The following is a 13235-nucleotide window of genomic DNA, read 5'->3' as shown; positions in this document are numbered from 1 at the left end:
CGGGGGAGGCAACTCCCCCTTCTGATTAAGCTTTTGTAAAAGTGATAACGCCCCCGGTCGCAGTGGCTACCCTTTATGCCATATGCCGAAAAAGGAGCGCGTTATGCACCGATCCTCGCTGATTTTCCTGCCTGCGTTGTTGTTTCCCGTGTCGCTGCTTGCTGCGCCAGAAGCGGTCAAGGTCGAGGTGCTGCAAAACCGGCTCGATCATCCCTGGTCCCTGGCTTTCCTGCCGGACAATCAAGGGCTGCTGGTGACCCTGAAGGGCGGTCAGCTCAAACGCTGGCAGGCCGGAAAAGGACTCTCCGATCCGATTGTCGGCGTACCTAAGGTGTGGGCAAACGGTCAGGGCGGATTGCTGGACGTGGTATTGGCGCCGGATTTTAAAACGTCGCGCCGCGTCTGGCTGAGCTACGCCGAGGCCGGTGATGACGGCAAAGCCGGAACGGCGGTGGGCTATGGCCGTCTGAGCAACGACTATTCCCGCATCGAAGGATTCCAGGTGGCGTTCCGCCAGATGCCGAAACTCTCCACCGGGAACCATTTTGGCGGGCGGCTGGTGTTCGACGGCAAAGGCTCACTCTTCATCGGGCTCGGCGAGAATAACCAGCGCCCGACGGCGCAGGATCTGGACAAGCTGCAGGGCAAAGTGGTACGTCTCACCGAAGACGGAAAAGTGCCGCCGGATAACCCCTTTGTGAATACCCCCGGCGCGCGGCCCGAAATCTGGTCTTACGGCATCCGCAACCCGCAGGGGATGGCGATGAATCCCTGGAGCGACACGCTGTGGCTGAACGAGCACGGTCCGCGAGGCGGGGACGAGATCAACATTCCGGAAAAGGGAAAGAACTACGGCTGGCCGCTGGCGACGCACGGCATCAACTACAGCGGGTTAAAAATCCCGGAAGCCAAAGGCGAGCACGTTGAGGGAACCGAGAAGCCGCTGTTCGTCTGGAAAGTCTCACCTGCCGTAAGCGGCATGGCGTTTTACAACAGCGACGTTTTCCCGCAGTGGAAAAACAAGCTGTTCATCGGCGCGCTGAAGGAGAAGGACGTTATCGTCCTGAGCGTGGACGGCAACAAGGTGACGGAGGACGGGCGCATTCTGGGCGACCGGGACCAGCGTATTCGCGACGTGCGGGTGGGGCCGGATGGCTATTTATATGTTCTGACCGACGAGACGGACGGGCAGCTGTTAAAAGTCAGCCCGTCCGGTGCGTAATCAGGTAACCGGGATCATCACCACGTTGCGGTACGCCGGGCGATCGCTCAGCTGGTTTAGCCAGCGCTCAAGGTGAGGGCGCGGCGTCCACGTCAGGCCCATGTTGGTCAGGTTCCAGACGAACGGCGCCACGGCGATATCGCCCGTGCCGAAGGCCTCGCCGGAGAACCAGGCGTGCTTCGCCAGCTCGTCATCCATCATTGCAAACAGACTTTCGCAGGCATCCTGCGCGGCGTGAATCGCGGGATAATCGCGTTCGGCTTCCGGCGTGCGGATAAGCCCCATCAGGATCACGCGGTGGGTCGGAGATAGCGTCTGGTTTGCCCAGTCCATCCATTTATCACCCTGTGCGCGGCGGGCCGGATTTTCAACCCACAGGCGGCCCTGGCCGTACTGGGCGGCAAGATAACGCACAATGGTATTGGATTCCCAAAGCGTCGCGTCTGTTTCATCATCGCGCAGCAGCGGCACCAGGCCGTTCGGGTTCATTGCCAGGTAGTCGGCCTCCTTATTTACGCCAAACGACAGCCCGGCCATGATTTGATTGAACGGTAAATCCAGCTCTTCCAGCGTCCAGAGCACTTTCTTAACGTTGGTCGAATTATTCCTGCCCCACAGCGTAATCATATTTACTCCCGATGAGATGTGAATCCGAGTCAGCTTTTCGCCATGGTGAGATAAACCTAACAATTACGCAACAGAAGACAAAAAAATCGTCTGAATCAAAGCGTATCTGAATGTTATTGCATAAACTTTAATAACTTTACCCTCGCTGGGTTTCTTTAACCGTTTTAGTGCGCTATTACTCATCGCTTCTTGCGACACGGTGATGTGACGTAATTTTTGAATGGACACTCGGGTGGCATTTATGACGCGTAAAATGACTTCTCTGCGCAGCCTGGCGGCAGGCTCTGCGCTCCTTTTCCTGTTTGCACCAACGCTCTACGCAGCTGAGCAGGCTGCGCCCGAAGCGCCGCCTGTGGATGCGCGCGCCTGGATCCTGATGGACTACGCCAGCGGTAAGGTGCTGGCGGAAGGCAATGCGGATGAGAAACTCGATCCGGCCAGCCTCACCAAAATCATGACCAGCTATGTGGTGGGCCAGGCGCTAAAAGCGGGCAAGATCAAGCTGGACGATATGGTCACCATCGGGAAGGATGCCTGGGCGACCGGCAACCCGGCGCTGCGGGGCTCTTCCGTGATGTTCCTGAAGCCGGGCGATCAGGTTTCTGTTTCCGATCTGAATAAAGGGGTGATTATTCAGTCGGGGAATGATGCGTGCATCGCGCTGGCCGATTACGTTGCCGGCAGCCAGGATTCTTTCATCGGTTTGATGAATGGCTATGCGCAGAAGCTGGGCTTAACCAACACCACGTTTAAAACGGTTCACGGTCTGGATGCGCCGGGGCAGTTCAGTACCGCGCGCGACATGGCGCTGCTGGGGAAAGCGCTGATCCACGACGTGCCGGATGAATACGCCATCCATAAAGAGAAAGAATTTACCTTCAATAAAATCCGCCAGCCGAACCGCAACCGCCTGCTGTGGAGCAGCAACGTTAACGTGGACGGCATGAAGACCGGCACCACGGCGGGCGCGGGTTATAACCTGGTAGCCTCCGCAACGCAGGGCGACATGCGCCTGATTTCGGTGGTGCTGGGCACCAAAACCGACCGCATTCGCTTTAACGAATCAGAAAAGCTGCTGACCTGGGGCTTCCGCTTCTATGAGACCGTGACGCCGATTAAGCCGGATGCAACGTTCGTCAGCCAGCGCGTGTGGTTTGGAGACAAGAGCGAAGTCAACCTGGGCGCGGGGGAGGCGGGTTCGGTAACCATTCCGCGCGGCCAGCTGAAAAACCTGAAGGCCAGCTACACCCTGACAGACCCGCAGCTCACCGCCCCGCTGAAAAAAGGCCAGGTGGTCGGGACGATTGATTTCCAGCTTAACGGGAAGTCGATTGAACAGCGTCCGCTGATTGTGATGGAAGCGGTGGAAGAGGGTGGCTTCTTCAGCCGGATGTGGGATTTCGTGATGATGAAATTCCACGGGTGGTTTGGCAGCTGGTTTAGCTAAGTCTTTGCCGGGTGGCGCTGCGCTTACCCGGCCTACGTTCGAGCCCCTGTAGGCCGGGTAAGGCGAAGCCGCACCCGGCATAACCTCAATACATCAACTTCACCTGCTGCGCCTTCGCGTGGGCCACAATCTCGTCATCCGGGCGGCAATCGCTGACGATGGCGTCAAACTGCGCCAGTTCGCCCATTCGTGCCGAACGCACCTTGCCAAACTTGCTGTGGTCGACCACCAGCACATGGTATTGCGCCGCGCTTAACGCCCAGTGCTTTACCGGCAGCTCTTCCAGGTTAAAGCAGGTCGCCCCCTGATGCACATTCACGCCCGCGGCGGAATAAAACGCGATATCCGGGCAGAGATTGCTGAGGGTGTCCTGCAGGTTGAGCGGCTTAAAGATCGCGTTGCTGGCGTGAAACTCGCCGCCGCAAAGGATCACCCGGCATTCGGGTTTTTCCTGCAGCGCCAGAAAGGTGTTCAGGGAGTAGCACACGGCGGTAAACGGAATGCTGCTGTCGATGGCTTCGATAATCCACGGCGTGGTGGTCCCGCAGTCAAAAAACAGCGTCTGGTGCGGCTGCACCAGCGAGGCCGCAAGCCGTGCGGCTTTGCGTTTCTCTTCCACCAGGCGCGTCTTCTGGTCGCTGATCAGATAATGGCTGGCGCTGCGCGGCTCAAGAACGATGTATCCGCCCAGCAGCACGACGGGCGCGCTTTCGCTGTTCAGATCCCGACGAATGGTCATCTCCGAGACGCCGAGGAGGTTGGCAGCTTCCTTAAGATGCAGCTTATCGCTGCGCTTCAGCGCCTGCAGCAGCTGAGCAATGCGGTCATCGCGACGTGTTTCCATAGTTCCTCGGCATAAAAAAGTGAACCCCCGCAGGGCGGGGGTTCAAGTGTAACCTGTCAGGTCAGGGTTAGTCACGTATCCAGCCTTTGCGGATCGGGATAGCGAAAAGGGCGCGATAGAGTGAAGACAGCGTGCGATAAAGCGCTTCACCAAAGAGGCTCCACAGGATAGCCGCGCTTACGCAGCCAATCAGCCCCACCAGGAAACCGCCCACCATATCCAGCGGCCAGTGAACGCCAAGGTAAATGCGGGACCAGGCGATGGCCAGAGCCGCCACCATCAGGACCGCGCCCGACCACAGGCGGTGCCAGAACAGGAAGGCCAGCGCGAAGGTGAAGATCACCGTACCGTGGTCGCTCGGGAAGGAGTCATCCGGCGCGTGGTGCAGGAAGGTATAGCCGACGTGAGCAACAAAAGGACGGGGATGCGGGAACACATGCCCCAGTGCAAAGCTCACCAGTACGCTCACGCCCAGCGCCATCGCCACTTTGATCACCAGCTGGCGGTGTGCCATCACCTGGCTGCGGGGACCCCACAGCCAGAGGATGGCGGCCAGCGCAGGAACGATACCGATCAGATCTTTTGCCAGAAAGGTAGCGAAATCAATCATCGCCTCTGGCGAGGCCGGGGTAGCGTTGATCAGATAAAACAGCTGATAATTCAGATTCTCTAACATAGCGTTATCACTCTTTAGCAAACCGGGTGGAAATAAGCCCGTAGACCACCACCTGGGAAAACCAAACCCACCACCCGGCCCACAGGTTGTGAGAGAAAAAATGTGCCCCGCGCATGATCTGGCCGTAGCCCATCACCAGACCTAGCACCACGCCCAGCGCGACGAAGCTCCAGGCAAGACGCGGACGCTCGCGCCAGAAGGCAAAAAACAGCCCCATCACCATAAACCCGCTGGAGGCATGACCGCCGGGGAAACAGCGCCCCGGACCGCTGTCAGCAGGGACGGCGCTGAACAGGGGATAAGACACTGCCTTACCGCCATATTCCACCAGATCCCACGGGCAGCTGTGATGGCTCACGCTTTTCAGCACGCCCACCACCAGCGCGCCAACGCCCATCAGCAGCGCCGCCGTCACCAGCCTTGCGTTACGCCTGTAAGCGCCGTAAAGCAGCGCCACGGCACCTAAGGCGATGGCGATATACTTCGCCAGGCGGTGATTCAGCAGATCCAGCAGGTGGTCTTTCTGCAGCGGGAAGCTTTGCGTTGCCGCGTCATACCAAAAGCCGGTAATCCATCTGTCGAGTGCTTCATTGCGCGATAACCACGTGAAAAGCACGGCAAGGGCCACCAGTACGAAAAGCTGATAACCATAAAAGCGGCCCGGCAAGCGGTAAAGTCGTTTTGTCTTATTTGTCTGTAAGTTAGACAATTCTGAACGGCTGGAAGTGAGTGCCATAATTAGGGGTCGTTGACGAGTAATGGGGGTATCATAAAACTGTCAACTTAAGGAAACCTTAAACGAAGACGATATGTGCTTTATTTCTGTTTATCCTCGATAAATCACTATCTCGGGCTGCGGCATTTCATTACACTCGTCGCGATTTTGTCATTATAAAGAGATTGCATGTTAAACCGTTCTTCTTCAGGTTCACGTCTGGGTCGTCAGGCGTTGCTTTTCCCTCTGTGTCTGGTGCTCTACGAATTTTCTACCTATATCGGCAACGATATGATCCAGCCCGGTATGCTGACCGTTGTGGCGCAGTACAACGCGGGCATTGAGTGGGTACCGACCTCCATGACCGCCTATCTGGCCGGCGGCATGTTTTTGCAGTGGCTGTTAGGCCCGCTGTCGGATCGCATTGGCCGTCGCCCGGTGATGCTGACGGGCGTGGTGTGGTTTATCGTCACCTGTCTCGCCACGCTGCTGGCGCAAAATATTGAGCAATTTACCCTTCTGCGCTTCCTGCAGGGGGTAAGCCTGTGCTTTATCGGTGCCGTAGGGTATGCCGCCATTCAGGAGTCGTTTGAAGAGGCGGTGTGTATCAAAATTACCGCGCTGATGGCCAACGTGGCGCTGATCGCTCCGCTGCTGGGGCCGCTGGTGGGGGCCGCGTGGGTGCACGTAGCCCCGTGGGAAGGGATGTTTGTCCTCTTTGCGGTACTCGCTGCCATAGCCTTCTTTGGTCTGCACCGCGCGATGCCGGAAACCGCCACCCGCATCGGCGAGAAGCTCTCGCTCAAAGAGCTGGGCCGGGATTACAAAGCAGTGCTGAAGAATGGTCGCTTTGTGGCGGGCGCGCTGGCGACCGGGTTCGTTAGCCTGCCGCTGCTGGCCTGGATTGCGCAGTCACCGGTCATTATCATCAGCGGCGAAAAGCTCAGCAGCTATGAGTACGGTCTGCTGCAGGTGCCGATCTTCGGCGCGCTGATTATCGGGAACCTGGTGCTGGCCCGTCTGACGTCACGACGCACCGTGCGTTCACTGATTATCATGGGCGGCTGGCCGATTGCGGCAGGGCTGATTCTGGCGGCGGTGGCGACCGTCGCCTCATCCCACGCCTACCTGTGGATGACGGCGGGGCTGAGCATTTACGCCTTTGGGATTGGCGTGGCCAACGCCGGGCTGGTGCGCCTGACGCTGTTTGCCAGCGAGATGAGTAAAGGCACGGTATCCGCGGCGATGGGCATGCTGCAGATGCTGATTTTTACCGTCGGTATTGAGGTGAGCAAGCATGCCTACGCGATGGGCGGCAACGGGCTGTTCAGCCTGTTTAACCTCGCCAACGGCGTGCTGTGGGTTGGCCTGATGGTGGTGTTCCTGAAGGACAAACGCGTCGGCAACGCCCTGCAACCGTGATCTTTATTCCCTCTCCCTGTGGGGTGAGGGAGCCCCACAAAATAATGCCAGCACAGTCGGCCCCCTCTCCATTGAGGGAGAGGATTGGGGTGAGGGGGGGAACATACGGCTGTGGTGGTCTTTCCGTTCACTTCATGTTCCTTGCTACTCTGTGACGACATGACCGGTGAACGTGCCAGGGTGGCTCAATCGCCACCACCCTGGCGACCCGGGCTCCCGGCGGTAAATCGCCGCTTCGCGGTGCCCTCAGCTTATTCCTTCAGGCTTTCGGGTCGGGCATGAGCCTGCATCCCTGCAGGCCATGCCCTCTCGGCGCATCCCTGCGCCTCGCCCCGGCCTTACGGAAACGCTTCGGCGATTTACAGCCGGACCGGGGCATCGCTGTAAGGCATTTATAACCCTGATGGCACATACATTGCTTCAGGTTTAAAAAATTACTGGGGATCCCTCAGCCCTGTGGGAGAGGGTTAGGGCATCAGACCGCACGATATCAATTAAACGGCTCCTCCCCGTTCAATACCTTCTCAATCACATCCAGCACGCCTTCGTCGTTATTATGCGGCGCTTCAAAACGCGCCACCGCCTTGATGTGCGGTCTGGCATTCGCCATTGCAAAGCTGAACCCGGACTGACGCAGCATCTCCACGTCGTTTCCGCTGTCCCCAAAGGCCACCACTTCGCTGTTGTCTATGCCCCAGCGCTGTTGCAGGAGCCGCAGGCCGTTGGCTTTATGCACGCCGGGGATGATGAGGTCGATGCTGCCGTGACCGGTGGTGACGGGCACCATAATGTCGCTCAGCTTTTCATGCAGCAGCGCCTGAATGCGCGGGATCTCATCGTCAGAAACGTTAAGCCCGAACTTGAAGAAAATATCGTTCAGGTTGTCGAAATCACTCACCATTTCGAGACGGTGATAGTACTTCGCCGCGATCGCCTTGAAGCCCTCGTCATAATCTTTCAGCGTGTAGGCGCTGCTTTTCCCGCAGGCGATGATCTCAATGCCCGGCACGTCGCTTAAGACGTTGGCGACGGTCTCGAAATGGGCTTTCGACAGTTCACCGTTAAAGACGTCTTGACCTTCGCTCACCACCCAGCCGCCGTTTTCGGCGACGAATGAAATTTCATTCGCTATTTCCGGGAAAAAGGAGATCAGCTGGTAGTACTGGTTGCCGCTGGCGACCACGAAGCGAATGCCCTGCGCCTTCATGCGGGCGTACTGCGCCAGAAAGCGCGGGCGATTGTAGGTCTTGGCATCGCTCAGGAATGTGCCATCCATGTCGACGGCGATCAGTTTAACGCTCATATCCCTTCTCCAGTGTCGTTTGATTCGTTTCCGGTTTCGCCACCGCGCGCGCCACCAGCGCCGCGATAATGACTAACCCTAATACCACCAGCATGGCGCTGCGCAGCCCGTAGTGCTCGCCGAGGAAGCCGAGCAGCGGCGGCCCCACCAGGAAGGCGAGATAGCCCGTTGTCGCGACCACGCTGACGCGCGTCGGGGCATCCGGGCCGGTATCGCTGGCGGCTGAAATGGTCAGCGGGAAGCCGAGCGACGCGCCCAGCCCCCAGAGGATCACCGAGACCCCGGCAATCCAGTCCACATCCACAAAGATAATCATCGCGATACCCAGCCCGCCCAGCAGGGCGCTGGCGCGCACCACCGCCACGCGGCTGTAGCGGTCGATAAACCAGCCGCCGGTGAAGCGCCCAACGGTCATCCCCAGCGTAAATCCGGCGTAGATCAGCGAGCCGGAGGTGGGGCTAAAGCCATGACCGTCCACCATCAGCAGCGGCAGCCAGTCGTTGGCGGAACCTTCCGCGAACGCCATCGCCAGCACCACCACGCCAATCAGCATCAGCTGAAAATCGCGGTAGAAGGGCAGCCCTTTTTCGGCCGAGTGCTGTTCGTCAGCAGAGTTTTTTCCGGTGCCGTCCGGAATAGCCCGGATGCCGGTCAGAATCGGAACGATGCACACCAGCGCCGCCAGCAGGATATGCAGATTCGCGCTCACGCCCGTAGCCGTCAGCGCCATCCCCACGCCCGCACCGGCCAGCGTGCCGAGGCTGTAAAAGCCGTGCATCATCGGCAGCACGGTTTTGTTTATCTCGCGCTCGACCGCTGCCCCTTCAACGTTGATCGCCACTTCCGCCGAGCCGAAGCTGCCGCCAAATACCGTCAGCCCCATGGCAAACAGCACCGGCGACGCACACCACAGGGCGGCGCTCAGCACGATCATCCCCACGACCGCGAAGCACATCGTGGTGCGGATCACCGCCCGCGTGCCGAAGCGCTTTACCAGCCACGCGGAGCAGAGTATGCCGCTCATCGAGCCTATCGACAGGCCGAACAGCACGATGCCCATCTCAGCGGTCGAGACCGACAAAATGTCGCGAATGGCGGGGGTGCGCGTGGCCCAGGAGGCCATCAGCAGACCGGGAATAAAGAAGAACATAAACAGCGCCCACATGCGGAGCTGCAGGGCTTTACGGGGAGAGGTCAGCGTCATTGGGGTAGCACCAGAAGTACAACAATAGCGACAACACTAGCAAGTTTGTGTACATTTGTACACAAACCACGTGAGGAATTTATGAGCAGACCACCGAACGATCCGCATCGCCGGGAAAAAATACTCCAGGCAACGCTCGATACCATCGCCGAGCACGGGATTCACGCCGTCACGCACCGTAAAATCGCCACCTGCGCGGGCGTGCCGCTGGGGTCGATGACCTACTATTTCGACGGCATGGAGCCGCTGCTGGAGGAGGCCTTCACGTGGTTTACCCGCCAGATGTCGCAGCAGTACCGGGATTTCTTTGCAGGCGTCACCGGGCCGGAAATGGCGTGCGAATCCATCACCACGCTGATCCACAGCTCGCAGGTGACCACGCCGCACAATATGGCGCTGATGTACCAGCTTTACGCCTTTATGCACCGCAGCGCGGCGCTCAAGACGGTGATGCAGGACTGGATGAAGATGAGCCAGACTACGCTTGAGCAGTGGTTCGACCCGGTCACCACCCGCGCGCTGGACGCGTTTATCGAAGGGATGACGCTGCACTATGTGACCGACCGGACGCCGCTAACACGGGAAGAAATCCGGGCGATGGTGGGCAGGATTGCGGGCGAGGGGAACCCTTAGGTATCCCGCGCCCTGTCAGTTTTACCTGTGTTGAATTTTTTTCCCGCTGGCGTCCACGACCGCTTCGCCATCCTCTTTCGTAAATGCCCCTTTCTGCGCGTCAGGCAGGATGTCGAGGACAACTTCAGACGGGCGGCACAGGCGGGTGCCCAGCGGCGTGACCACGATCGGACGATTAATCAGGATCGGGTATTGAAGCATAAACTCGATTAGCTGGTCGTCGGTGAAGCTATCTTCGGCAAGGCCGAGCTGCTCATAGGGCTCCACGTTTTTACGCAGCAGATCCCGCACCGAAATGCCCGTATCGGCAATCAGGGCGGTCAGCGTATCGCGCGACGGCGGGGTTTCCAGATAGAGGATAATCTCTGGCTCCGTGCCGCTGTTGCGGATCATCTCCAGCGTGTTGCGCGAGGTGCCGCAGGCGGGGTTGTGATAAATGGTGATGTGGCTCATATCGGTTGCTCATTACAGTGTGAAGGAGAGACATAGCGCCAGCGCGGCGAGCGTCACAAACAGGACCGGCAGCGTCATGATGATGCCCGTCCGGAAATAGTAGCCCCAGGTAATCGTCATGTTTTTCTGCGCCAGCACGTGGAGCCAGAGCAGGGTGGCGAGGCTGCCGATAGGCGTGATTTTCGGCCCCAGATCGCAGCCAATCACGTTGGCGTAAATCATCGCGTCCTTGATCAAGCCGGTTGCCGTACTGCCGTCAATGGAGAGCGCGCCAATCAGCACCGTGGGCATGTTGTTCATTATGGATGACAGGAACGCGGTGATGAACCCGGTGCCCAGCGTGGTGGCCCACAGCCCGTGCCCGGCCAGGCTATCCAGTACGCCTGAGAGATATTCCGTCAGCCCGGCGTTGCGCAGGCCATACACCACCAGATACATCCCCAGCGAGAAGATAACGATCTGCCACGGTGCGCCGCGCAGCACCTTTCCGGTGTTTATCGCATGTCCGCGTTTTGCGACGGCAAACAAAATCAGCGCGCCGACGGCCGCAATGGCGCTGACCGGAATGCCCAGAGGTTCAAGCACGAAGAAGCCGACGAGAAGAAGGAGCAGGACGAGCCAGCCCGTTCTGAACGTCGGAAGATCGTTTATCGCGCGCGCGGGCTCGCGCAGTTTCGACAGGTCATATTCCGACGGGATTTCCTTGCGGAAGAACAGATGCAGCATCACCAGCGTCGCGGCAATTGCGGCGATATCTACCGGGATCATCACCGAGGCGTATTCGCTGAACCCCAGCTTAAAGAAGTCTGCCGAGACGATGTTGACCAGGTTGGACACAATCAGCGGCAGGCTGGCGGTATCGGCGATAAATCCTGCCGCCATCACAAACGCCAGCGTCGCCTGCTTGCTGAACCCCAGCGCCAGCAGCATGGCGATAACGATTGGCGTCAGGATCAGCGCCGCGCCGTCATTGGCAAACAGCGCCGCCACGGCTGCGCCCAGCAGCACGATATACGTAAACAGCAATCGCCCGCGACCGTTCCCCCAGCGGGCAACGTGCAGCGCCGCCCACTCGAAAAAGCCGGACTCATCCAGCAGCAGGCTGATGATGATGACGGCGATAAACGTCGCCGTGGCGTTCCAGACGATATTCCACACCACCGGAATATCGCTAATGTGGATCACCCCGCAGGCGAGCGCCAGCACGGCACCGATGCTGGCGCTCCAGCCGATACTCAGCCCTTTTGGCTGCCAGATGACCAGCACCAGCGTAAACAGAAAAATAGCCCCTGCCAGAAACATCGCTTACCCCATTATATCTGTTTTTGTGAATGTGTTGTTATCAGCACGAGCCTGAAAGTCGGTTTTTAAGCTTCATGCGCGTCTCTTCCCGCAGGCAGTTCCAGCTGCTGTCGATAACGGTTGCCGCCCACGCAGGCATGTTGGGAGAGAGACGGTAATGGACCCACTTACCCTCGCGACGGTCGATCACCAGCCCGGCCTCGCGCAGCAGGGCCATGTGGCGTGAGACCTTCGGCTGAGATTCGGCGGTCGCGGAGCAGAGATCGCAGACGCACAGTTCCCCCGCTTCGCGGAGCAGCATGACGATGGCGAGCCGCGTTTCGTCGGAGAGGGTTTTGAAGAGGTGGAGTGGGTGGAGCATGATCAAATCTGCGGGTAGTTAATACACATTTGATAAATCATATGTGTTTGATGTGGGGGATGGAAGAGGGGAGAGACTTGGCTGCTGTTAAACTGTAAAAAATCGTCTGGAATCGCTAATTAGCTTTGGTTATTCTTTGTGCGGGACAGGGTTACTAAGGGCGAGATATGGATGCTAAACAGATTGCATTAGGGATTCTCGATGGGATCTCCTCCATACCAAATACAGCTTACATGGGGGTTGTAAGGAGCTGGGAGGGGAGCGGATTTGCCGGTGATAGCGCCAAACAAAGAAACCAGGCCGAGACAGAGCGCTTTTTCTATATGCTCAAAAGTCTGGGTAATGCTGAGTCACCTTTACGCAGACTGATTACTATTGTTTTCACTTCCTTCTATAAGAAACTCAATGATGAAGGTAAAGATGAATCGCCACGGATAATCTAGACACTTCCGAGCCGTTGATAATACTGGTTTTCATATTCTGTCGGTGACATCTGTTCGCTAGAACCATGCCGACGCTTACTGTTATAAAACATTTCGATGTAATCAAAAATATCACTGCGGGCTTCTTCCCGCGTTCCGTAGATCTTTTTCTTTATCCGTTCACGTTTCAACAACTGGAAAAAACTTTCTGCAACCGCATTATCATGGCAGTTACCGCGACGGCTCATGCTACCCTCCAGGCCGTGTGATTTCAGGAACGACTGCCACTCATGGCTTGTGTACTGACTGCCCTGATCCGAATGAACCAGCACCTGTTTTTCGGGATTACGCCGCCATACAGCCATCAGCAGTGCGTTCAGGACAATGTCCTTTGTCATCCGGGATTGCATGGACCAGCCGATAATTTTGCGTGAGAACAGATCAACAACAACGGCAAGATACAGCCAGCCTTCGTGGGTCCTGAGTAGAGTAAGAGGCAGGGCGTAGTCGGACTATTTCCCTGCCTCTCCTCCCCGAACCGGACGTGCACCTTTCAGCGCATCCGGCTCTCCATTTAAATGCTGGCGAACGCCATTGCCACTTC

14 protein-coding genes and 1 pseudogene are annotated in these 13235 nt (G+C 57.9%); 5 read left to right on the top strand and 10 right to left on the bottom strand.

Annotated features, from left to right (window positions below):
* Positions 1 to 103: 103 nt before the first annotated feature.
* Positions 104 to 1222, top strand: a complete 1119-nt coding sequence (locus tag ACMWKK_RS21770) for a PQQ-dependent sugar dehydrogenase (protein ID WP_112781544.1) — start codon at positions 104 to 106, stop codon at positions 1220 to 1222.
* Here the strand turns inward: ACMWKK_RS21770 and ACMWKK_RS21765 are convergent, their stop codons facing one another.
* On the bottom strand, positions 1223 to 1849 hold the full coding sequence (locus ACMWKK_RS21765; protein ID WP_045327394.1) for a glutathione S-transferase family protein: 627 nt from the start codon (positions 1847 to 1849) through the stop codon (positions 1223 to 1225).
* A gap of 241 nt (positions 1850 to 2090) precedes the next feature.
* Between ACMWKK_RS21765 and dacC the strand changes: the two genes are divergently transcribed.
* Positions 2091 to 3296, top strand: coding sequence for a serine-type D-Ala-D-Ala carboxypeptidase (gene dacC, locus ACMWKK_RS21760; protein WP_008501207.1), 1206 nt, complete (start codon positions 2091 to 2093; stop codon positions 3294 to 3296).
* An 85-nt stretch (positions 3297 to 3381) separates the two neighbouring features.
* Here dacC and deoR read toward each other — a convergent pair whose 3' ends face one another.
* From deoR to ACMWKK_RS21745, 3 genes are all read right to left on the bottom strand, one after another.
* Positions 3382 to 4140: a DNA-binding transcriptional repressor DeoR gene (gene deoR / locus ACMWKK_RS21755; RefSeq protein ID WP_045327392.1), complete on the bottom strand. Its 759-nt coding sequence runs from the start codon at positions 4138 to 4140 to the stop codon at positions 3382 to 3384.
* A gap of 67 nt (positions 4141 to 4207) precedes the next feature.
* Positions 4208 to 4816 carry an undecaprenyl-diphosphate phosphatase gene (gene ybjG / locus ACMWKK_RS21750; RefSeq protein WP_112781545.1) on the bottom strand — a complete coding sequence of 203 codons (609 nt, stop codon included), beginning with the start codon at positions 4814 to 4816 and terminating at the stop codon, positions 4208 to 4210.
* Positions 4817 to 4823: 7 nt separating this feature from the next.
* A complete protein-coding gene (locus ACMWKK_RS21745; RefSeq protein WP_112781546.1) occupies positions 4824 to 5552 on the bottom strand; it encodes a phosphatase PAP2 family protein in 729 nt (242 codons plus the stop codon).
* Between the two features lie 168 nt (positions 5553 to 5720).
* On the opposite strand from ACMWKK_RS21745, the gene ACMWKK_RS21740 reads away from it, so the two are divergent.
* Positions 5721 to 6953 carry an MFS transporter gene (locus ACMWKK_RS21740; RefSeq protein WP_112781547.1) on the top strand — a complete coding sequence of 411 codons (1233 nt, stop codon included), beginning with the start codon at positions 5721 to 5723 and terminating at the stop codon, positions 6951 to 6953.
* A 490-nt stretch (positions 6954 to 7443) separates the two neighbouring features.
* On the opposite strand, the gene ACMWKK_RS21735 is transcribed toward ACMWKK_RS21740, so the two are convergent.
* Positions 7444 to 8256: a Cof-type HAD-IIB family hydrolase gene (locus ACMWKK_RS21735; protein WP_112781548.1), complete on the bottom strand. Its 813-nt coding sequence runs from the start codon at positions 8254 to 8256 to the stop codon at positions 7444 to 7446.
* Positions 8246 to 9460: an MFS transporter gene (locus ACMWKK_RS21730; protein ID WP_112781549.1), complete on the bottom strand. Its 1215-nt coding sequence runs from the start codon at positions 9458 to 9460 to the stop codon at positions 8246 to 8248. The genes ACMWKK_RS21735 and ACMWKK_RS21730 overlap by 11 nt, the downstream gene beginning before the upstream one ends.
* 81 nt (positions 9461 to 9541) lie before the next feature.
* On the opposite strand from ACMWKK_RS21730, the gene ACMWKK_RS21725 reads away from it, so the two are divergent.
* Complete coding sequence (locus ACMWKK_RS21725) at positions 9542 to 10093, top strand: TetR/AcrR family transcriptional regulator (RefSeq protein ID WP_032639141.1); 552 nt, start codon at positions 9542 to 9544, stop codon at positions 10091 to 10093.
* Positions 10094 to 10114: 21 nt separating this feature from the next.
* Here ACMWKK_RS21725 and arsC read toward each other — a convergent pair whose 3' ends face one another.
* The 3 genes from arsC to ACMWKK_RS21710 are packed head-to-tail and all read right to left on the bottom strand — an operon-like array spanning position 10115 to position 12209.
* Positions 10115 to 10546, bottom strand: coding sequence for a glutaredoxin-dependent arsenate reductase (gene arsC, locus ACMWKK_RS21720; protein WP_406542930.1), 432 nt, complete (start codon positions 10544 to 10546; stop codon positions 10115 to 10117).
* Positions 10547 to 10558: 12 nt separating this feature from the next.
* Positions 10559 to 11848, bottom strand: coding sequence for an arsenic transporter (locus ACMWKK_RS21715; protein WP_112781551.1), 1290 nt, complete (start codon positions 11846 to 11848; stop codon positions 10559 to 10561).
* A gap of 40 nt (positions 11849 to 11888) precedes the next feature.
* A complete protein-coding gene (locus ACMWKK_RS21710; RefSeq protein WP_112781552.1) occupies positions 11889 to 12209 on the bottom strand; it encodes a metalloregulator ArsR/SmtB family transcription factor in 321 nt (106 codons plus the stop codon).
* A 167-nt stretch (positions 12210 to 12376) separates the two neighbouring features.
* On the opposite strand from ACMWKK_RS21710, the gene ACMWKK_RS21705 reads away from it, so the two are divergent.
* A complete protein-coding gene (locus ACMWKK_RS21705) occupies positions 12377 to 12652 on the top strand; it encodes a hypothetical protein (RefSeq protein WP_406542929.1) in 276 nt (91 codons plus the stop codon).
* On the opposite strand, the pseudogene ACMWKK_RS21700 reads toward ACMWKK_RS21705, so the two are convergent.
* Positions 12649 to 13125: pseudogene (locus tag ACMWKK_RS21700) on the bottom strand (IS3 family transposase); the annotation flags it as partial. The gene ACMWKK_RS21705 and the pseudogene ACMWKK_RS21700 overlap by 4 nt on opposite strands.
* Between the last annotated feature and the right edge of the window lie 110 nt (positions 13126 to 13235).

It is taken from the genome of Enterobacter sp. 01-M-03-SI-ECC, from assembly GCF_047530215.1.
In the GTDB taxonomy this organism is placed as follows: Bacteria; Pseudomonadota; Gammaproteobacteria; order Enterobacterales; family Enterobacteriaceae; genus Enterobacter; species Enterobacter chengduensis.
The sequence above is the reverse complement of the archived record's forward strand: the minus strand, read 5'-3'. Positions and strand labels throughout refer to the sequence as shown.

What these genes read in the sequence shown, in the direction of transcription:
- ACMWKK_RS21745 (WP_112781546.1), bottom strand. Translation starts at nt 5,552, where the DNA reads ATGGCACTCACTTCCAGCCGTTCAGAATTGTCTAACTTACAGACAAAT.
- ACMWKK_RS21735 (WP_112781548.1), bottom strand. Translation starts at nt 8,256, where the DNA reads ATGAGCGTTAAACTGATCGCCGTCGACATGGATGGCACATTCCTGAGC.
- ACMWKK_RS21740 (WP_112781547.1), top strand. Translation starts at nt 5,721, where the DNA reads ATGTTAAACCGTTCTTCTTCAGGTTCACGTCTGGGTCGTCAGGCGTTG.
- ACMWKK_RS21765 (WP_045327394.1), bottom strand. Translation starts at nt 1,849, where the DNA reads ATGATTACGCTGTGGGGCAGGAATAATTCGACCAACGTTAAGAAAGTG.
- dacC (WP_008501207.1), top strand. Translation starts at nt 2,091, where the DNA reads ATGACGCGTAAAATGACTTCTCTGCGCAGCCTGGCGGCAGGCTCTGCG.
- ACMWKK_RS21725 (WP_032639141.1), top strand. Translation starts at nt 9,542, where the DNA reads ATGAGCAGACCACCGAACGATCCGCATCGCCGGGAAAAAATACTCCAG.
- ACMWKK_RS21715 (WP_112781551.1), bottom strand. Translation starts at nt 11,848, where the DNA reads ATGTTTCTGGCAGGGGCTATTTTTCTGTTTACGCTGGTGCTGGTCATC.
- ACMWKK_RS21730 (WP_112781549.1), bottom strand. Translation starts at nt 9,460, where the DNA reads ATGACGCTGACCTCTCCCCGTAAAGCCCTGCAGCTCCGCATGTGGGCG.
- arsC (WP_406542930.1), bottom strand. Translation starts at nt 10,546, where the DNA reads ATGAGCCACATCACCATTTATCACAACCCCGCCTGCGGCACCTCGCGC.
- ACMWKK_RS21770 (WP_112781544.1), top strand. Translation starts at nt 104, where the DNA reads ATGCACCGATCCTCGCTGATTTTCCTGCCTGCGTTGTTGTTTCCCGTG.
- deoR (WP_045327392.1), bottom strand. Translation starts at nt 4,140, where the DNA reads ATGGAAACACGTCGCGATGACCGCATTGCTCAGCTGCTGCAGGCGCTG.
- ACMWKK_RS21710 (WP_112781552.1), bottom strand. Translation starts at nt 12,209, where the DNA reads ATGCTCCACCCACTCCACCTCTTCAAAACCCTCTCCGACGAAACGCGG.
- ACMWKK_RS21705 (WP_406542929.1), top strand. Translation starts at nt 12,377, where the DNA reads ATGGATGCTAAACAGATTGCATTAGGGATTCTCGATGGGATCTCCTCC.
- ybjG (WP_112781545.1), bottom strand. Translation starts at nt 4,816, where the DNA reads ATGTTAGAGAATCTGAATTATCAGCTGTTTTATCTGATCAACGCTACC.